The 17,221-nt window shown below is 64.7% G+C and carries 18 protein-coding genes; 5 read left to right on the forward strand and 13 right to left on the reverse strand.

The genetic code is table 11. The annotated features are described in order from the left end of the window. Positions 1-15: 15 nt before the first annotated feature. The 8 genes from AC628_RS04710 to AC628_RS04745 form a co-directional block, all read right to left on the reverse strand. Positions 16-960 carry an alpha/beta hydrolase gene (locus tag AC628_RS04710; protein ID WP_074125580.1) on the reverse strand — a complete coding sequence of 315 codons (945 nt, stop codon included), beginning with the start codon at positions 958-960 and terminating at the stop codon, positions 16-18. Positions 961-1,094: 134 nt separating this feature from the next. Continuing rightward, on the reverse strand, positions 1,095-1,892 hold the full coding sequence (locus tag AC628_RS04715; protein ID WP_074125581.1) for an NUDIX hydrolase: 798 nt from the start codon (positions 1,890-1,892) through the stop codon (positions 1,095-1,097). 3 nt (positions 1,893-1,895) lie between these two features. After that, positions 1,896-2,852, reverse strand: a complete 957-nt coding sequence (locus AC628_RS04720; RefSeq protein ID WP_074125582.1) for a dihydrodipicolinate synthase family protein — start codon at positions 2,850-2,852, stop codon at positions 1,896-1,898. Between the two features lie 141 nt (positions 2,853-2,993). Then, positions 2,994-3,875, reverse strand: coding sequence for an SDR family oxidoreductase (locus tag AC628_RS04725; RefSeq protein ID WP_074125583.1), 882 nt, complete (start codon positions 3,873-3,875; stop codon positions 2,994-2,996). An 80-nt stretch (positions 3,876-3,955) separates the two neighbouring features. Next, the gene (locus AC628_RS04730) at positions 3,956-4,816 is read right to left on the reverse strand and encodes a MaoC family dehydratase (protein WP_074125584.1); all 861 of its coding nucleotides are present in this window, start codon (positions 4,814-4,816) and stop codon (positions 3,956-3,958) included. A gap of 207 nt (positions 4,817-5,023) precedes the next feature. Beyond that, on the reverse strand, positions 5,024-5,413 hold the full coding sequence (locus tag AC628_RS04735; protein ID WP_021080623.1) for a Zn-ribbon domain-containing OB-fold protein: 390 nt from the start codon (positions 5,411-5,413) through the stop codon (positions 5,024-5,026). Beyond that, positions 5,413-6,570, reverse strand: coding sequence for a thiolase family protein (locus AC628_RS04740; RefSeq protein ID WP_050625784.1), 1,158 nt, complete (start codon positions 6,568-6,570; stop codon positions 5,413-5,415). The genes AC628_RS04735 and AC628_RS04740 overlap by 1 nt, the downstream gene beginning before the upstream one ends. Before the next feature lie 267 nt (positions 6,571-6,837). Beyond that, complete coding sequence (locus AC628_RS04745; RefSeq protein ID WP_074125585.1) at positions 6,838-10,332, reverse strand: indolepyruvate ferredoxin oxidoreductase family protein; 3,495 nt, start codon at positions 10,330-10,332, stop codon at positions 6,838-6,840. Positions 10,333-10,575: 243 nt separating this feature from the next. On the opposite strand from AC628_RS04745, the gene AC628_RS04750 reads away from it, so the two are divergent. Further along, positions 10,576-11,802, forward strand: coding sequence for a cytochrome c (locus AC628_RS04750; protein ID WP_074125586.1), 1,227 nt, complete (start codon positions 10,576-10,578; stop codon positions 11,800-11,802). Positions 11,803-11,806: 4 nt separating this feature from the next. On the opposite strand, the gene AC628_RS04755 is transcribed toward AC628_RS04750, so the two are convergent. After that, complete coding sequence (locus AC628_RS04755; RefSeq protein ID WP_074125587.1) at positions 11,807-12,448, reverse strand: trimeric intracellular cation channel family protein; 642 nt, start codon at positions 12,446-12,448, stop codon at positions 11,807-11,809. A gap of 146 nt (positions 12,449-12,594) precedes the next feature. Between AC628_RS04755 and AC628_RS04760 the strand changes: the two genes are divergently transcribed. After that, positions 12,595-13,026 (forward strand): hypothetical protein, encoded by a 432-nt coding sequence (locus AC628_RS04760; protein ID WP_074125588.1) that lies wholly within the window; start codon positions 12,595-12,597, stop codon positions 13,024-13,026. A gap of 61 nt (positions 13,027-13,087) precedes the next feature. Here the strand turns inward: AC628_RS04760 and AC628_RS04765 are convergent, their stop codons facing one another. Genes AC628_RS04765 through AC628_RS04775 form a run of 3 tightly spaced genes read right to left on the reverse strand, consistent with a single transcriptional unit; the run spans position 13,088 to position 14,654 of the window. After that, on the reverse strand, positions 13,088-13,906 hold the full coding sequence (locus tag AC628_RS04765; protein ID WP_074125589.1) for an isocitrate lyase/PEP mutase family protein: 819 nt from the start codon (positions 13,904-13,906) through the stop codon (positions 13,088-13,090). A 56-nt stretch (positions 13,907-13,962) separates the two neighbouring features. Continuing rightward, positions 13,963-14,313 (reverse strand): antibiotic biosynthesis monooxygenase family protein, encoded by a 351-nt coding sequence (locus tag AC628_RS04770; RefSeq protein WP_074125590.1) that lies wholly within the window; start codon positions 14,311-14,313, stop codon positions 13,963-13,965. Between the two features lie 32 nt (positions 14,314-14,345). Next, complete coding sequence (locus AC628_RS04775; protein ID WP_050420444.1) at positions 14,346-14,654, reverse strand: NIPSNAP family protein; 309 nt, start codon at positions 14,652-14,654, stop codon at positions 14,346-14,348. A gap of 190 nt (positions 14,655-14,844) precedes the next feature. Here AC628_RS04775 and AC628_RS04780 point away from each other — a divergent pair, with 190 nt between their 5' ends. Continuing rightward, a complete protein-coding gene (locus tag AC628_RS04780) occupies positions 14,845-15,540 on the forward strand; it encodes an ArsR/SmtB family transcription factor (RefSeq protein WP_074125591.1) in 696 nt (231 codons plus the stop codon). 307 nt (positions 15,541-15,847) lie between these two features. Further along, positions 15,848-16,114 (forward strand): GCG_CRPN prefix-to-repeats domain-containing protein, encoded by a 267-nt coding sequence (locus AC628_RS04785; RefSeq protein ID WP_074125592.1) that lies wholly within the window; start codon positions 15,848-15,850, stop codon positions 16,112-16,114. Between the two features lie 70 nt (positions 16,115-16,184). Here AC628_RS04785 and AC628_RS04790 read toward each other — a convergent pair whose 3' ends face one another. Further along, positions 16,185-16,484: a twin-arginine translocation signal domain-containing protein gene (locus AC628_RS04790; protein ID WP_074125593.1), complete on the reverse strand. Its 300-nt coding sequence runs from the start codon at positions 16,482-16,484 to the stop codon at positions 16,185-16,187. A 261-nt stretch (positions 16,485-16,745) separates the two neighbouring features. On the opposite strand from AC628_RS04790, the gene AC628_RS04795 reads away from it, so the two are divergent. Further along, the gene (locus AC628_RS04795; protein ID WP_083632578.1) at positions 16,746-17,096 is read left to right on the forward strand and encodes a cupin domain-containing protein; all 351 of its coding nucleotides are present in this window, start codon (positions 16,746-16,748) and stop codon (positions 17,094-17,096) included. The last annotated feature ends 125 nt before the right edge of the window (positions 17,097-17,221 follow it).

Below are 17,221 nucleotides of genomic sequence, written 5' to 3' on the forward strand. Positions count from 1 at the left end.
CGGTCGCGGGGCAACTCACGATGCGCTCCCCGCAAGCCAACCAGCGGTCGCCGCAAACAGGCCTTCCCGTCCGTGTTCAAGGTGCATCAGATGCGTTGCCTTCGGCACGACGACATCGGCCTTCTCCGTGGCGCCCAACCCGCGTGCCAGCCAGGCGGCGTCGGCCTCCTGACAGAGGTTGTCCCATTCGCCGCGCACGATCAGCGTCGGAGCCAGGACGCGGCGTGGGTCGTAAGGGAGCTGCCCCGACAGCGCCGCGATGATGTCGGCCTGCGGCCCGTTTGGAATCCGGACCGCCGACGGGTTGCGTCCGGCCGCCCCGGCATCGGTTGCCAGATAGGCCGGCCCCCACGCGGCGAGGTCAGGCTCGATCAGCACCGGCGGATGCGACGGTGGGACATCCTCGACAAATCGCTTCAATTGATCTGGGATCGTGACCTCGCGCCATGCACCGATGCTCTCAGGGGGCGGCAACCCTTCCAGCGCCCGCCGAACGATCGGTCCGAACAGCACAAGGCGGCCGACGGCATCCGGATGATGGCCGGCAAACAGGCCGGCAGCGATCGTGCCCCACGAATGCGCGACGATGTGGACCGGCACGCCGGGCCGCGCGCGGCGGATGTGATCGACAACCGCACTGATCTGAGCGGCGGCTTCCGGCGCACGCCCCAGTGGCGCGACCCCGCTTGCGGGCATGGACATCTGCCGCGGCCTGCTCGAGCCGCCGAAGCCGACGAAATCGAAAGCCCAGACGTCGAAACCGCCGGCCGTGAGATCGTCCGCCCAGGACCGCCCGCCGAAGCGGTAGCCGACCGACAGCGACGACGGGAACGTCGCGCCGTGAACGTAGAGCACGGGGTCGCCCTCGCCCGGCCAGTGCCGCAGCAGCAGCCGGTCGGCACTGCCGGGCAACGTCAGATGGACTTCGTCGGATATCGGCGCTTCGAACGATGCTTGCACGTCGGCTCCTCTTGCACCGGGCAATTGCCCCGGCGCGGTGACCGACGTGGTTATAGCGAGCTTCCGGTGGCGATACTTCGGTTCAGACCGAAGTGTGAACCCCATCCGAATGTGTTGCGCCGCCTATGGAAGCATTACCCCAGCGCCCCGACGTCGAACACCTCGCCGTCGTAGCCGGCTTCCCTGGGGATGCGGAGCTGACGGCCGGTGGCGGTCTTGGTCATCACGGGCATCACCGTGACGATCGACTTGCCACGGCTATCGGCAAGCGCGGCGCCGACGTTCGGCTGCTTGCCGAGCCGGATCAAATTGCGCGTGGTCGGGAACGGCAGCTTGAAGCGGCCGGTCTCGCCGCCCTCCAGCGCCTCGCGCGTCGACACCCAGATCGAATCGGTCGATTCCTTGCCGTCATGGGCGCCGAGTTGCTCGGGCGGCGCTGCGGCCAGGAAGAACCAGGTGTCGAAGCGCTTAGGCATGCCCTCCGGCGTGATCCAGTGCGCATACGGCACGAGCTCGTCGAGCGCGAGCACCATGCCGTTGTCCGTGAGCACCTTCAGGAACGTGATCTTGCCTTCGTTCAACGCCGCGCGATGCGCGGTCGCGATCTCGTTCGCATGCTTCGCATCGACCAGATCCTTCGACCCTTGCGGCCGCGCCAGCAGGATGCCGCTCTCTTCAAAAGTCTCGCGGATCGCCGCGATCCGGAAACCGAGCGCGTCGCCATCAAGCCCTTCGCCGCCCGAATAGAGCGCGGGATCGGCGGCGATCTCCTTGTCGTTCTTGTCGACGCTGCCGCCGGGAAACACCAGCGCGCCCGAGTTGAATTCGATCTGGTGATGGCGGACCATCATGAAGACTTCGATCTCGCTGCTGCTGCCGTCACGGAGCAGCAGCACGGTCGAGGCAAGGCGCGGGGCAACAATCTCGGTCATCACTTAGCCTGCTGCACTGGATTGCGGTTGCAGATTGGCGCGGCGGTCGACCCGCGCCACGCGGGAGAGCAGATAGTCGACCTCGGCCTTCGCCTGCGGGGTAATCACCGCACCGGGCTTGCGCTGGGCGCTGGAGGAGATGATGCCGCGCTTCTGCAGCACGTATTTGCGCACGGTGAGACCGACGCCGGGCTGCTGCTCGTAGCGGATCAACGGCAGATGCGCGTCGAACAGATCGTGCGCCGCATCGCGTTTTCCGGCCTTCGACAGATTGACGACGTCGATCAGGAGCTCGGGGAACGCATAACCCGTCATCGCGCCGTCGGCGCCGCGCTCCATCTCGAAATCGAGGAATAGGCCGCCATTGCCGACCAGAATCGACAGCGGCCGCAGCGAGCCGTCCTTCTGGAAATTGCGCAAGGTCGAGATCTTCTCGAGGCCCGGCCAGTCCTCGTGCTTGAGCATGACGCAGGACGGCGAATCCATCACGATCTTGCGGATCACCGCGGGCGTGAACACGACGGTGAGCGTCAGCGGATAGTCCTGCAGCACCCAGGGAATGTCGTCGCCGATGGCTTCCTGCGCCTGCTTGAAATAGCCAATGATCTGGTCGTCGGTGCGCAGATGCGGCGGCGGCGCGATCATGACGCCGGCGGCGCCCGCATCCATCGACTTCTTCGCCAGCGAGCGCATCGTGGCAAAGCCCGGCGCCGAGACGCCGACGATCACCTGCAGCTTCCTGGCGCGCTTGACGAAGCGCAGCGCGACCTGCTCGGCCTCGGCGGCATCGAGCTTCGGCGCCTCGCCCAGAATGCCCAGCACCGTGACGCCGTCGCAGCCGACCTCGGTGTAGAAATCGGTCAGCCGGTCGATCGATGCCTCGTCGATGCGGCCGTCGTCGTGGAACGGGGTCGGCGCGATCGCAAAGGTTCCTGCGGCCTGGGCGGTGAGTTTGGTCATTTGTGCCTCATCTGTTTCCGCCCTCTATACAGCGTCATTCCCCGGTGCGCCATTGCGCATCGGGAAGCCCCTACCCCCGGACGCGGCTCATCAATTCCGGTCCGATGCCGCGCATCGCACCGGAACGGCATTTGCCAGGACTTACTTGAACCGCCGCGCCGACTTCTTGATCTCTTCTTCGGAGAAGAAGATCTCCTTGGCGTGGGTGACGATATCCTCCGCCTTCCATCCCGTGAACGGCGGTGTCCAGCCCTCCATTTCCATCATCCGCATCTCGCGGACCCCGCGCGGGCCCGAGACGCCGAGCACCTTGCCGGTCTGGTCGCCCGAGAGATCGCTGACCATGTAGAGCACGGCCGGTGCGATGCCATCCGGGCCGAGCGCCGCGCCCGGGTTCTCCTTGTAGCGCGGCAGGTCCGCAGTCATGCGGGTCAAGGCGCCCGGCGCCAGCGTCCAGATCCGGATGTTGTACTTGCGGCCTTCGATCGCCAGCACGTTGGAGAGGCCCCAGATGCCGCCCTTGGCCGCGCCGTAGTTGGTCTGGCCGAAATTGCCGATCAGGCCTGAGGTCGAGGAGGTGTTGACGATGACGCCGCCGCCATTGTCGCGCATCCATTTGAACACCGGCTGGGTGCAGCAGAAGGTGCCTTTGAGATGCACCTTCATCACCTTGTCCCAGTTTTCTTCCTTGGCCTTGTGGAAAGTCTCGTCGAGCAGGATGCCGGCATTGTTGACCAGGATGTCGGCGCGGCCGAAATGCTTGATGGCATCGTCGAACACCGACTGACCGCCAGCCAAGGTCGAGATGTCGGCGCCGTTGGCGACCGCGCGGCCGCCCTCGGCCTTGATCGCATCGACCACCTTGTCGGCCATCGACTTGTCGGAGCCCGAGCCGTCGCGCGGGCCGCCGAGATCGTTGACCACCACAGCCGCGCCCTCGCGCGCAAACAGTTTTGCGTAGGCCTCACCCAGTCCGCCGCCCGCGCCCGTGATCAGCGCCACCTTGCCGTCGAGTAATCCCATGGTTGTTTCTCCGTTGTTGTTTCTTCTTCACCTCTCCCCCGCAAGAGCGGGGTGAGGGAGCCGACGACCAGCGCAAGTGGCTACGCCAGCACCGTCCTGCCGCTCTTGATCACGGTGACGCCGCGCGATTTCACCTTGGCCTCGAACGACACCACGTTGCCATCCTTCCACAGCTCCATGGTCACGGTCTCGCCGGGAAACACCGGCGAGGAGAACCGCGCCGCATGCTGCTTGAAGGCCGACGGATCATAGTCGGCATAGGTTTGCAGCACGCCGCGGCAGGTGATGCCGTAGGTGCACATGCCGTGCAGGATCGGCCGCGGGAAGCCGGCCTTCTTGGCGAACTCCGGATCGGAGTGCAGCGGGTTGCGGTCGCCGCAGAGCCGGTAGATCAGCGCCTGGTCAGGCCGCGTCGTGATGTCGACCACCTTGTCCGGCGCGCGCTCCGGCACCTTGTGCGGCTCGGGCTGGCCGTCGGACGGGCCGCCGAAACCGCCATCGCCGCGGGCGAAGCGCGAGGCCACCAGCGTGGCAAGCTTCTCGCCCTTCTCATCCTTCAATACGGTCTGGTGGCGGATCACCGCGCCCTTGTCCTTGCCCTTGTCGAACACGTCGAGCAAAGTGGAATCGGCCGTGATGTGGGCCGCGGTCGCGAACGGCTTGTGGAAGGTGATATCGCGCTCGCCGTCGACCACCATCACGCGGTTGAGGTTCATCTCGCCGGGGCCGGCGCCCCAGGCTGCGACCGACGCGAAGGTCGGCACCACCTTGAGCGGACGCGGCGTCAGCACGCCCTCATTGACGAAGGCGAGCTCCTTCTCATCCATCGGATCGGCGCCGAGGCCGATGCCGTAGGCATAGAGCATCACGTCGCGATCGCTGTAGCTGTATTTCTGGCCGAGATTCTTCAGGGCCATCAGCTGTTCGTACACGATTGGCATTGTTGTTTTCTCCCCGAACTCTGTTCCTTCTTCGCCGCTGCTCGTTGTTGCGCCCTCTCCCCTTGTGGGAGAGGGCTACACCGGCGCAAATCGCAAACTCACTTCGGTGAGGGGTTCGCGCCGCAGAGAGAACATCGTTCGCGGAAAGAACCCCTCATCCGGCGGCCTTCGGCCGCCACCTTCTCCCACAAGGGGGGAAGGTACTTCTTAGGCCGGCGTGAAGAACGGCAGCGGGGCGCCGTCGGTCGGCTTCCACACCACCTTGACCTTCTGGCCGATCTTCACCGTCTCCAGATCGCAATCGACGATATTGGTCTGCAGCGACGGGCCTTCCTTCAGCGTCACGTAAGCGATCGCATAGGGACCGGTCGGCGACTTCCGCATCAGGCTGTAGGTGTAGACCGTGGCCTCGCCGCTCGACTCTTCCCACACCGTCTTGTCGGAGAAGCAGAACGGGCAGATCGCGCGCGGGAAGTAATGCGCCTCGCCGCAGGTGGTGCAGCGTTTGATCATGAACTTGCCCGCCTTCGCCGCTTCCCAGAACGGCGCGGTCTCCGGATTAGTCACCGGAGCATTGTACTTCTTGGCTTCAGACATCACGCACGCTCCAGAATGCAGGTTGAGGCGGCGTGGCGAACGCCGAGCAGGCCGCCGGTGCCGTGGGCGATCGCGAGGTCGCAGTTCTTCACCTGCACCTTCGGATGCGCCTCGCCGCGCAGCTGGCGCACCGCCTCGAGGATTTTCGTCATGCCGCCGCGATTGACGGGATGGTTGCTGCAGAGGCCGCCGCCGTCGGTGTTGAACGGCAGCTTGCCGACGCCCGAGATCAGATTGCCGTCGGCGACGAACTTGCCGCCCTCGCCCTTCTTGCAAAAGCCGAGATCCTCGAGCTGCATCAGCACCGTGATGGTGAAGCTGTCATAGATCGAGGCGTATTTGATGTCCTTCGGCGTCACGCCCGCCTCTTCGAAGGCGCGCGGACCGGACCACACGCCGGCCGAGTAAGTCAGATCGAGATCCTTGCCGCCGCGCGGCCCCTTCATCGCCTCGCCGTGGCCGATCAGGCGCACCAGCGGCTTCTTCAGGCTCTTGGCGATCTCCGGCGTCGTGACGATCATCGCGCCGCCACCGTCGGTGACGACGCAGCAATCCATCCGATGCAGCGGATCCGAGATCATCGGCGAGTTCAGCACGTCCTCGACGGTGACGACCTCCTTCAGCATCGCATGCGGATTGTATTGCGCGTGATGCGAGGCCGCGACCTTGATCCAGGCGAGCTGTTCGGAGGTGGTGCCGTAGTCGTGCATATGGCGCATGGCACACATACCATAGGCATTGTGCGTGGTAGCCCCGTAAGCCAATTCGAAGTCCGCCTCGGCGCCGGAGGCGCGCGGCGGCATCGGACCGGTGCGCGGCTTGCCCGCCAGTGTGACCAGCGCAACCGAGCACTTGCCCGCGGCGATCGCCTCGGCGGCATGGCCGAGATGGATTAGATAGGAACAGCCGCCGGTTTCGGTGGAGTCGACGTGACGCAGCTTCTTGGTGTTGAGGCCGAGATAGTCGACCATCGGCCACAGCCCGCCCGGCGCATCGCCGGCGCAGAAATAGCCGTCGATATCGTCCTTGGTGAGCCCGGCGTCCTCGATCGCGCCCTTCGCGACCTCGGCGTGTAGCTGTGCTGTTGATTTATCGGGTGCATGCCGGGTGGGATGCTCGTAGATCCCGGCAATGTAGGCCTTGCCCTTGATGGTCAAATCGCTCTCCGCTGGCGTTTTTCGCTCCAGCGTTTTTCTGAACCGGCGACGCGACCTTGGCAAGCGCGGAAATATTCCGTCAGGCGAGACTGCGGTTAGCGTGCACTGTGCGCGCCTCAAAACTGCTGTCGTCCCGGCGAAGGCCGGGACCCATTACCACAGAGTTTTGTGGTTAGAACGCGCTGTGGCCTCAGCGCTGCGCGACAATAAAGTTCGGGGGTTATGGGTCCCGGCCTTCGCCGGGACGACATCCGATATGCGGCTACCCTACTCCGCCGCCATCTGCCGCGGCGCTGGCGGCGGGTTGGCGAGGTCGGCGGCGAGTTGCGCGTAGCGAACCTTTGCTTCCTTGATCGCCTTCTCCTTCACCGGACCGTAGCCGCGGATGCGCTCCGGCAGCGACAGCAGTTCGACCGCGATGTCGTGATTGAGCGGCGACAGCAGGCTCAGCACCGTCGCGACATCCTTCTCGTAGCCCGCGATCAAATCGCGCTCTAGCCTGCGGTCGGCGTTGTAGCCGAAGATGTCGAGCGGCGTGCCGCGCAGGAAGCGGAATCGCGCCATCACCCTGAAGGCCGACATCATCCACGACCCGAACGCCCGCTTCTTCGGACGGCCCTGCGCATCGAGCCCGCCGCCGAGGATCGGCGGCGCCAGATTGAAGTTGAACTTGAACTCGCCCTCGAACTGGTCGCGCAGCTGCTTCTCGAAGCGGCCATCGGTGAACAGCCGCGCCACCTCATACTCGTCCTTGTAGGCGAGCAGTTTTGCGTAATTGATCGCAACCGCACGCGGCAGCGCCTCGCCATAGCCGCCCTTGGTGGCGACCTCGCGCACCTGGTCGACCAGCTTGCGGTAGCGCTTGGCGAGCCGCGCATTCTGGTAGTCGGTCAAGAGCGCCATGCGGTGGGTGATGATCTCGTCGAGCGACATCGCATCCAGCGACTTGACCGGCGCGGCGTCCTCATCCTGACCCTTCATCATCGCGGCGAGCCGCGCCGGATCGGCCGCGGCCAGACGCCCGAGCTGGAATGCCTGCGTGTTCATCTTGATCGAGACGCCGTTGACCTCGATCGCCTGCTGGATCGCCTCCGCCGACAGCGGCAGCAGCCCGCGCTGATAGGCAAAGCCCATCATCATGATGTTGGTGGCGATGGAGTCGCCGAGCAGCGCTTCGGCCGGCTTGGTGAAGTCGAAGAAGGCAGAGTCCTTGCGCAGCTCAGTCTCCAGCACGCCGGTGACCTTGCGGCTCTGGAAATTGAAGTCGCGGTTCAGGATAAAGTCCGCGGTCGGGATGACGTGGCTGTTGATGATGCCGACGGTGCGGCTCGCCTCGCACAGCGTCATGGTGTCCTTCGACACCGCCACGACTTCATCGGCTGCGAGGACGAGATCCGCCGTGCCGGTCACGATGCGCGAGCAGGTCACGTCGGCGGTATGCTCGGAGAGCCGCACATGGCTGAGCACCGCGCCGCCCTTTTGCGCCAGACCCGACATGTCGAGAATCATCGAGGCCTTGCCCTCGATATGCGCGGCCATGCCAAGCAGCGCGCCGATCGTCAGCACGCCGGTGCCGCCGACGCCGCCGACCGCGATGTTGTAGGGCCGATCCAGCGGGGGCTTGGTGGCCGGCTCCGGCAAGGCGCCGATGTCGCCGAGTTCAGTGGGCGCGCGACGCTTGAGCGTGCCGCCATCGACCGTGACGAAGGACGGACAGAAGCCCTTCACGCAGGAATAATCCTTGTTGCAGGTCGACTGGTTGATGGTGCGCTTGCGCCCCAATTCGGTCTCCAGCGGCTCGACCGAGATGCAGTTAGACTGCACCGAGCAATCGCCGCAGCCTTCGCAGACGGCCGGATTGATCAGCACGCGGCGCGCCGGATCCTCCATCAGGCCGCGCTTGCGGCGACGGCGTTTTTCCGCAGCGCAGGTCTGCACGAACACGATCGCCGAGGTGCCCTTGGTGTCGCGGCACATCTTCTGGACGTTCTCGAGCTCGTCGCGATGGAACAGCTTGACGCCGGGCGCGATGGTATCGGCCGGATAGGCGCCGGGATTTTCCGAGACCAGATAGATCTCGCGAATGCCTTCGGCGTGGAGCTGGAAGGTGATCTGCTGCGGCGACAGGTCGCCATCATGGCGCTGGCCGCCGGTCATGGCGACCGCGTCGTTGTAGAGGATCTTGTAGGTGATGTTGGCTTTGGAGGCGATCGACTGGCGGATCGCGAGAATGCCGGAGTGGAAGTACGTGCCGTCGCCGAGATTGGCGAAGATGTGGTTCTCGTTGGTGAACGGCGCGATGCCGACCCACGGTACGCCCTCGCCGCCCATATGGGTGAAGGTCTCGGTCGAGCGATTCATCCACAGCGCCATGAAGTGGCAGCCGATGCCGCCGAGCGCGCGGCTGCCTTCCGGCACCTTGGTCGAGGTATTGTGCGGGCAGCCCGAGCAGAAATACGGCGTGCGGCTGACCGGCGCCGTCGCCTGCATCTGGGTCGACTGGCGGCCGTTGAACCAGTCGGCCTTGGCGCGCAGCATCTCGGCGATTTCAGGATTGAGATTAAGTCGAAGCAGCCGTTCGGTCAGCGAGCTCGCAAGCGAGGCCACGCTGAGCTCGGCGGCGAAGGTCAGGAAGCGCTTGTCGTGATCGTCCATCTTGCCGACGATGCGCGGGCGCACGTCGTCGCGCCAGTTGAACAGCTCCTGCTTGACCTGGTTCTCGACGATCTCGCGGCGTTCCTCGACGATGAAGATCTCCTCGAGGCCGACAGCGAAATTGCGCACGCCTTCCGGCTCCAGCGGCCAGGGCATGCCGATCTTGCAGAGGCGGATGCCGATCTTGGCGGCGATCTCGGGCGTGATGCCGAGCTCGCGCAGTGCCTGGCGGATGTCCTCATAGCTCTTGCCCGAAGCCATGATGCCGTAGCGCGCGTTCGGCGAATCCATGGTGATGCGGTTGACCTTGTTGGCGCGGGCAAAGGCGATCGCGGCAAAGCCCTTGTAGTCCTGCAACCTGCGGTCCTGCTCGAAGCGATCGTCGGGCCAGCGGATGTTCAGCCCGCCCGGCGGCAGCTCGAAATCGGCCGGGATGATGAAGGGCGTCATCTCGTCGGTGAGGTCGATCTCGGCCGTGGTCTCGACCGTCTCGGTGATCACCTTCATGCCGACCCAGCAGCCCGAGTAGCGCGACATCGCGATACCCAAGAGGCCCATCTCGATCATTTCGTGGATGCTGGAGGGATAGAGGTAGGGCATCAGCGCGGAGATGAAGGCGTGGTCGGACTGATGCGGGACGGTTGAGGACTTTGCGCCGTGGTCGTCGCCGGCAAGGCAGAGTACGCCGCCATGCTTGGCGGAGCCCGCCGCATTGCCGTGGCGGAACACGTCCCCGCAGCGGTCAACGCCGGGGCCCTTGCCGTACCAGATGCCGACCGCGCCATCATACTTGGCGCCGGCCGACAGCCCGAGCTGCTGCGAGCCCCAGATCGCGGTGGCCGCGAGGTCCTCGTTCACGCCGGGCTGGAATTTGATGTTGTACTGCTCGAGATGCTTGCGGGCGGCGAACAGCTGCTGGTCGTAGCCGCCGAGGGGGGAACCGCGATAGCCGGAGATGAAGCCTGCCGTGTTGAGGCCTGCGGCGCGGTCGCGTCTGATCTGCGCCATGGGCAGGCGGACCAGCGCCTGGATGCCCGTCATGAAGACGTGGCCGGTGCCTTGGGTATATTTCTGGTCGAGGCTGATAGGCCCTTGGTTGATTCCCATTTAGCCCTCTTTTCGCTGGTCGCGACGGCTGCTTTTTAGCTAGCCATCCGAACTTGTTAGAACCAGTCTATGTCGGATTTTCCGGCCCGCGCAGCACAATTCTGGGCGACTAGGCCCGTCGCTCAAAAATCGCAATATCGTGCCGGGAATATCTGAGGGCGGTTTCGGTTTCTGTCGCAGGACAGGCCTGCGGCGAAATGGCGTAACGCGTCTTGTGGACCGGAAGGTGCGGAAGGTGAATGGATGCGGCGACGACATCGAACGACAGGTGCGATTCTGGCCGGTGTGCTGTTGTGCGGTGCGTTCGCGGCCCGCGAATGCACTGCTGCGCCGACCGACGACGTCATCGCCCGCGGCAAGGCGCTCACGGTCGCCGGCGACTGCGCGAGCTGCCACACCGCCGATCCGGCAAAGCCCTTCGCCGGCGGCAAGCGGATCGACACGCCGTTCGGTGCGGTGTTCTCTGCGAACCTCACACCCGATCGCGATACCGGCATCGGCGGCTGGAGCGACGACGACTTCCTCCGCGCGCTGCGCAGCGGCGTCTCGCCGAACGGGAAGCATTATTATCCCGCCTTCCCCTACCCCTCTTTCACGAAGCTGATCCGCGACGACATCCTGGCGATCCGCGCCTATCTCGCGACGCTGGCGCCGGTCAATAACAGGGCGCCGCCAGCCCAGTTGCGCTGGCCGTATTGCTACCGCGTCCTGATGCGCGCCTGGAATGCGCTGTTCTTCACGTCCGGCATCATCCAGCCGGACCAGAGCAAGGGCGCGGAATGGAATCGCGGCCGCTATCTGGTCGAGGCACTCGCCCATTGCGGCGCCTGCCACACGCCGAAGAATGCCTTCGGCGCCGACAGGCGCGACCAGGCGCTCAGTGGCAGCATGGTCCAGGGCATGTTCGCGCCACGGCTCGATGGCGCGGAGCGCGGCGGGCTGAAGTCCTGGAGCGCAGCTGACATCGCCGAATATCTGCAGAGCGGCCGCAACGGGCACAGCCATGCCGGTCCGCTGATGTCCGAGGTGGTGGTCAACTCGACCTCGAAGATGAGCGACGCCGACGTGCGCGCGATCGCCGTCTATCTGAAGAGCCTGCCCGCCGGCGCACCGGAGCCGCAGGTCACCTCAGCCTCGCCCGCGCAGATGAGCAACGGCGAGCGGATCTATCGAGGGGCCTGCGTCGCCTGCCACGAGCTCGACGGCTCCGGCGCGCCGCGGATCTATCCGCCGCTACCCGGCAACGCGAATCTGCAATCGGCCAATCCTGCGAGCACGCTGCGCATCATCCTCGACGGTGCGCAGACCGTGACCACACCGCGGGCGCCCAACGCAGGGTCGATGCCGGCCTATCCGAAACTCAGCGATCAGGAGGTCGCGGACGTTGCGACCTACATCCGCAATTCCTGGGGCAATTCGGCGCCGGCCGTGAGCGCGGACGAGGTCGCCAAAGCGCGGACGGCGAAATAGCGGTTCACCGCTCCTCGTCAGAGAACACGAATTTCGGCATCTCCCATCTGTAGCGGATCGCGAGCATCCGGAAGCTCAGGCCGAGCGCGAAGGTCAGCAGGGTCCAGATCGGCGGGTTGAGGTTCAGTCCGAACGCGGTCGCATAGAACAGCCCCGTCACCACGGAGACGCTGGCGTAGAGCTCGCTGCGAAACAGCAGCGGCACCTCGTTGCAGAGGATGTCGCGCAGCACGCCGCCGGCGCAGCCTGTGATCATGCCGGAGACGATCACGATCGGCAGCGAGGCATCGACCTGCCAGGCCACGTCGCAGCCCGCCATGGTGAACACCACGAGCCCGATCGCATCGAGCACGAGGAATGCGAGATTGAGCCTGACCACCAGCCGCGCCAGCAGGATGGTCGCGAAGGCGCTGGCCGCCGCGACCGCGAGGTAGATCGGGTTCGCGACCCAGAGCAGCGGATAATGCCCGAGCAGCACGTCGCGGATGGTGCCGCCGCCGAGCGCGGTGATTGCGCCTAACATGCAGACGCCGGCCCAATCCATGCTGCGTCGACCGGCCGCCAGCGCCGCCGTCATCGCTTGCGCCGCAACGGCAATGAACGAGAGCACGTGCAGCACCGAATCGGTGGGCGGCATGGTCCACATGGAAAAGGCCTCATGGAACAGGTTTGGAACCGCTGGGAATCGCCGGTTCCTGCATGAACTGGTTGCAACATTGGCGCGGAACATCCCGACGCGCCAGCCATTGTCCCCTGCGTTTAGCTTTGAGGTGCTAACGGAGGAACTTTGCAATGGCTTACAACCCTGACGATCCGTATCGCGCCAACCTGACCGATGACGAAATCCGCCGTCAGGCGCGCTTCAACAGCCTGGACAACGAGTTGCAGCCCGATCCGGAACTACGGGAGGGATCGGCAAGCAGCACCAAGATCGCGATGTTCGCAGTTGCGGTGGCCGTGGTGCTCGGCGCGCTGTTCTATGGGTTGAACAATACGTCGGTCCACGAGGCGGGCACGACGCCGTCGACGCAGACCGCGCAGCAACAGCCGGCCAATCCGGCCGGGGCGCCTCCGGGCATGCGCGACGTGACGCCGAAGCCCAACAGCCAGCCCGGCGTGACCACGGGCGCGGCGCCGGCGCAGCCGGCCAGCCCGCCGTCGGACATGAACAAGTCTGACATGAACAAGCCCGCCGCCCCGCCGGCCGGGACTTCGAAGCAATAACTGACACTACCAGGCGCGAGCAGCGGGCCGAAACGGTCCGCTGCCTTTTTGCGCGCAAGGTCTACTTGAACATCTTGTTGAGCTCGCCGCCGGGATAGCCGTTGGCGAATTCGGTGAAGGTGCCCTTCTCGGCCATCTCCTTCGCCGCCTTCATGACGCCGGTCCAGGCCATTCGCGCAAGGGCCCCGCCGACGCTGATCCGCCGTACGCCGAGGTCGGCGACCACTTGCAGCGTCAGCTCGGACGCACCGCCGATCAGGAGGTTGACCGGCTTCGGCGCTACCGCCTTCACGACCGCGATAATTTCCTCTTTCGTCGAGATGCCCGGCGAATAGAGGACGTCCGCCCCGGCTTCCGAATAGGCCTGCAGCCTTTCGATCACCAGGTTGAGGTCCTTCTTCCCCCACAGGAATGCTTCGCAGCGGCCGGTGAGCAACACGCCGCTGTTGTCGGCATCGATCGCCTTGCGCGCCGCTTTGATGCGCTCGACCGCGAGATTGTGCTCGAACAGCGGATTGGCCGCGTCACCGGTGGAGTCCTCGATCGACAGCCCGGCGACGCCGGTCTTGACGCCGCGCGCGACATTGATCGCAACCTTCTCGGGCTCGACGGCGAAGCCGCCCTCGAAATCCGCGTTGACGGGAATATCGACCGCCGCGCACACCGCTGTCAGATGATCGCAGACGTCGTCGATGGTGACGCGGTTGTCGGCCTTGGCGATGGTCCAGGCAAAGCCCGCGCTGGTCGAGGCCAGCGCCTTGAAGCCGAGATGCTGCAATGCGCGGGCGCTGCCGGCATCGAACGGATTTGGAATGATGAAGCACCCGCTCTCGTGCAGCTTCTTGAAGGCTGTGCGTTTGTCAGCAGTTGGCAGTGGCATCGGTCGCTCCCTAGATTCGTTGGCCGCGCAGAGATAGGCACGAGCCCTGCTGCGCGCTAGTGCGGCTCATGTACCGCGCGACTGTCTTTCGGCGCCTGCTCGCGTTCGTTCAGGCCGTAGTCGCGCATCACACTCGCAACGCGCAGGCGATAGTTGTCAAAAATCCGCGCGCGGCCCTTGGCCTGGGTGCGGCGGTGCTCGATGGTGTTGCGCCAGGCTTCTACCGCGGCCTCGTCGCGGAAGAATGACAGCGACACGAACTTGCCCTTCTCGGTGAGGCTTTCGAACCGCTCGACCGAGATGAAGCCGTCGATCTCCTGCAGGATCGGTTTCAGTTCGGCGGCCAGGTCGAAATACAGATTCCGGTGCTCCGGCTTCGGCCAGACTTCGAAGATCACGGCGATCATGGGCGCCTCCGCTCATTCTTGTTGCGGAACGACTATAGCTCGACCTTGCGCAGAAATGTCCGCTCCTCGGCGAGGATGAAGCGGTTTTCTTCCGCGAAGTTGAAATTCGCCATGCCCTCTTTGTCCTGGCGCAGCCGCGCGCGATAGGCCTCGTAGGCGGCGAGGCTCTCGAACGAGATCAGCGCGAAGCCGATGTTGTTGGTGCCCTCATGCGGCATCCAGTAGCCGAGCAGATCGCCGCCGCAGCGCGGGATGATCGACAGCCAGTTCCGCGAATACTCCTCGAACATCGCGCGCTTGAACGGATCGAGCTGGTAGCGAATGAAGACGGTGATGGTCATTGGGATGTCCTCTGTTCTCGGTCATTGCGAGCGCAGCGAAGCAATCCACGGCTCCACTCGCGTTGGCATGGATTGCTTCGTCGCTTCAGCGCAAAATCGCTTCGCCATTTTGTCGCGAGCTCCTCGCAATAACGGCACGGTGAGACACTACCGCCTTGCCCGACCTCGATGCTTCGGCTATCATCGAACTATGAAAGCAGGACCCGACATCTCCCGGATCGCCGCCCTGGTCGGCGATCCCGCACGCTGCAACATGCTGACCGCGCTGATGACCGGCCGCGCGCTGACCGCGAGCGAGCTGGCGCAGGAGGCCGGCATCACGCCGCAGACGGCGAGCTCGCATCTTGCCAAGCTCGAGGCCGGCGGGCTGATCGAGCCCGAGAAGCAGGGCCGCCACCGCTATTATCGCCTCTCCGACCCCGACGTCGCCGATGTGCTGGAAGGCCTGCAGGGCATCGCTGCCCGCGCCGGCCACATGCGCGTGCGCACCGGGCCGAAGGATCCGGCGCTGCGCCGCGCCCGCATCTGCTACGACCATCTTGCCGGCGATCTCGGTGTGCAGATGCTCGACAGCATGAAGCGGCAGAAGCTGGTGCGCCAGAGCAAGCAGGCGATCGAGCTGACCGGCGAAGGCAAACGCTTCATGGCGGAGGAACTGCAGATCGACGCCGATACGCTGACGCATCCACGCCGCCCGGTGTGCAAGGCCTGCCTCGACTGGAGCGAGCGGCGGCATCATCTCGCCGGCACGCTTGGCGCTGCGATGATGGAGCGCTTCACCGAATTGAAATGGGCCGCGCGCGACGCGACGCCCGGCAGCCGCGTCGTCAATTTCTCGCGCAACGGCGAGAAGCGGTTCGCTGCGCTGTTCGGCGCCGGCGAGTAACGTCGCGCGTTCAAATCGGCATCGGCTATTTCACGCACGCCCTCGTCACGCTTGTCTCGCACTCCGATACATTTGCATCGGCATCGTGACGCACGCTGCGCACGCGGCTTCGAAATATTTCGAAATGATTCTGAGCGTTCTTGCGACGCACTGACGCAGGTGTGACCCGCAACATTCATGTCGCATTCAGTCCGCAACATTATGGTCGACGACATCGGGCACGGCTTCTGCAATGATCCGGCCGGGCGAATCGGTAATCTAAAAGTTTGTTGCGGTGCCGCAGCGCGGCCTAAATAAAGGAGAAGTCATGAAGTATCTTTTTGCGGCAGCAGTTTTGGTGACGACCGCATTCGCTGGCATCAGCGCCGCTGATGCGGCCGGTGGCTGCGGCCCCGGCTGGCATCGTGGTCCCTATGGCGGCTGCGTCAGGAACCGCGGCGCTGTTGTCGTCGCTCCGGGTGCCGTTGTCGTCCGCCCGCCGGTCGTGGTCGAGCGCCCCGTCGTGGTGGCGCCGCGCGTCCGCGCCTGCCCCTACGGATTCATGTGGCGCTACGGCCGTTGCCGCCCGATCTGATCGCGGCGCATTCCGAACAAACAAAACCCCGCTTCGCGCGGGGTTTTTCTTTTTCGACATGGAGTCGATATCACCAGCGGCGCCAGTGATGACGGCGCCAGTGACGGCGCCAATGACGGCGGCGCCAACCCCAATGCCTGTGGTGCCAGCGCCGATGATGCCAACCGTGATGCCAGCGCACCTGCTCGGGCTTCAGGCGATCGACCTCGTCGCCCGTGGTCACGGCCGGATGCGCATCGTTGGTCGCCGGCGAGCGTGCATCCTGGTTGAGGGGAAGCGGCGCGAGCGGCGCCGCCTGGGCCGTTGCTACGAACGTGGCTGCTCCGGCGGCGACACCGAAGGCGATCTTCAGAAAATCGCGGCGTTCCATGAGAGTTTCCCTTTGTTGCTGAGTTGGACCAACTGCACTCCCTGAGTTTTTTCGCCCCGACCTGAACGTTCGCTGAACCAGACGATCACGTTTCGCGGAACTCGACATCTGGGGGCGTCGTCCGCGACGTTGTGACGTCACGCAACCATCACGACCCGACGGCCTCGTCCGCGCGCATCGGTCATGCTCGTTCCGAGCGTTTCACGGACAGCCGAACGGGACTAGCATCGCGCGTCACAAGAACATCTCCGGGAGGCCGCCGTGAAGTCAGGACAACCGCTCAAGGATGCCAGCCACCTCTACGAAGTCGAGCACCGTGCCATGCACGCCGCCCGCCCCGGCTTTCGCATCATGGAGCTGCAGCTCTCGCCGACCCAGAAGGTGCCGTGGCACACCCACAGCAACATCTCCGACACGTTCTATGTGCTGGAGGGCCAGATGCGGCTGTTCCTGCAGGAGCCGAAGGAGGAGGTGAACCTGAAGGTCGGCGAAGTCTACGCCGTCCGCCCGACCCGCCCGCACCTCGTCACCAACGCCGGCACGACATCGCTGACGTTCTTGATCCTGCAAGGCGTCGGAGAGTACGACTACGTGCCGCTGGCGTCGCATTGAGACGCGCGCTGCTTTCTCCGCTCGTCGTCCCTGCGAAAGCACTAGGGCATGCACACATTTTGCTGCGACAGATTGACTCGAACGCTGAATCTGGGATTCCAGAATCGGCAATCGATGTGATTCCT

The sequence above is a fragment of the Bradyrhizobium sp. NAS96.2 genome, assembly GCF_001908235.1.
Lineage (GTDB): Bacteria > Pseudomonadota > Alphaproteobacteria > Rhizobiales > Xanthobacteraceae > Bradyrhizobium.

What these genes read in the sequence shown, in the direction of transcription:
- AC628_RS04715 (WP_074125581.1), bottom strand. Translation starts at nt 1,892, where the DNA reads ATGACCGAGATTGTTGCCCCGCGCCTTGCCTCGACCGTGCTGCTGCTC.
- AC628_RS04720 (WP_074125582.1), bottom strand. Translation starts at nt 2,852, where the DNA reads ATGACCAAACTCACCGCCCAGGCCGCAGGAACCTTTGCGATCGCGCCG.
- AC628_RS04725 (WP_074125583.1), bottom strand. Translation starts at nt 3,875, where the DNA reads ATGGGATTACTCGACGGCAAGGTGGCGCTGATCACGGGCGCGGGCGGC.
- AC628_RS04730 (WP_074125584.1), bottom strand. Translation starts at nt 4,816, where the DNA reads ATGCCAATCGTGTACGAACAGCTGATGGCCCTGAAGAATCTCGGCCAG.
- AC628_RS04735 (WP_021080623.1), bottom strand. Translation starts at nt 5,413, where the DNA reads ATGTCTGAAGCCAAGAAGTACAATGCTCCGGTGACTAATCCGGAGACC.
- AC628_RS04745 (WP_074125585.1), bottom strand. Translation starts at nt 10,332, where the DNA reads ATGGGAATCAACCAAGGGCCTATCAGCCTCGACCAGAAATATACCCAA.
- AC628_RS04750 (WP_074125586.1), top strand. Translation starts at nt 10,576, where the DNA reads ATGCGGCGACGACATCGAACGACAGGTGCGATTCTGGCCGGTGTGCTG.
- AC628_RS04755 (WP_074125587.1), bottom strand. Translation starts at nt 12,448, where the DNA reads ATGTGGACCATGCCGCCCACCGATTCGGTGCTGCACGTGCTCTCGTTC.
- AC628_RS04760 (WP_074125588.1), top strand. Translation starts at nt 12,595, where the DNA reads ATGGCTTACAACCCTGACGATCCGTATCGCGCCAACCTGACCGATGAC.
- AC628_RS04765 (WP_074125589.1), bottom strand. Translation starts at nt 13,906, where the DNA reads ATGCCACTGCCAACTGCTGACAAACGCACAGCCTTCAAGAAGCTGCAC.
- AC628_RS04770 (WP_074125590.1), bottom strand. Translation starts at nt 14,313, where the DNA reads ATGATCGCCGTGATCTTCGAAGTCTGGCCGAAGCCGGAGCACCGGAAT.
- AC628_RS04775 (WP_050420444.1), bottom strand. Translation starts at nt 14,654, where the DNA reads ATGACCATCACCGTCTTCATTCGCTACCAGCTCGATCCGTTCAAGCGC.
- AC628_RS04780 (WP_074125591.1), top strand. Translation starts at nt 14,845, where the DNA reads ATGAAAGCAGGACCCGACATCTCCCGGATCGCCGCCCTGGTCGGCGAT.
- AC628_RS04785 (WP_074125592.1), top strand. Translation starts at nt 15,848, where the DNA reads ATGAAGTATCTTTTTGCGGCAGCAGTTTTGGTGACGACCGCATTCGCT.
- AC628_RS04790 (WP_074125593.1), bottom strand. Translation starts at nt 16,484, where the DNA reads ATGGAACGCCGCGATTTTCTGAAGATCGCCTTCGGTGTCGCCGCCGGA.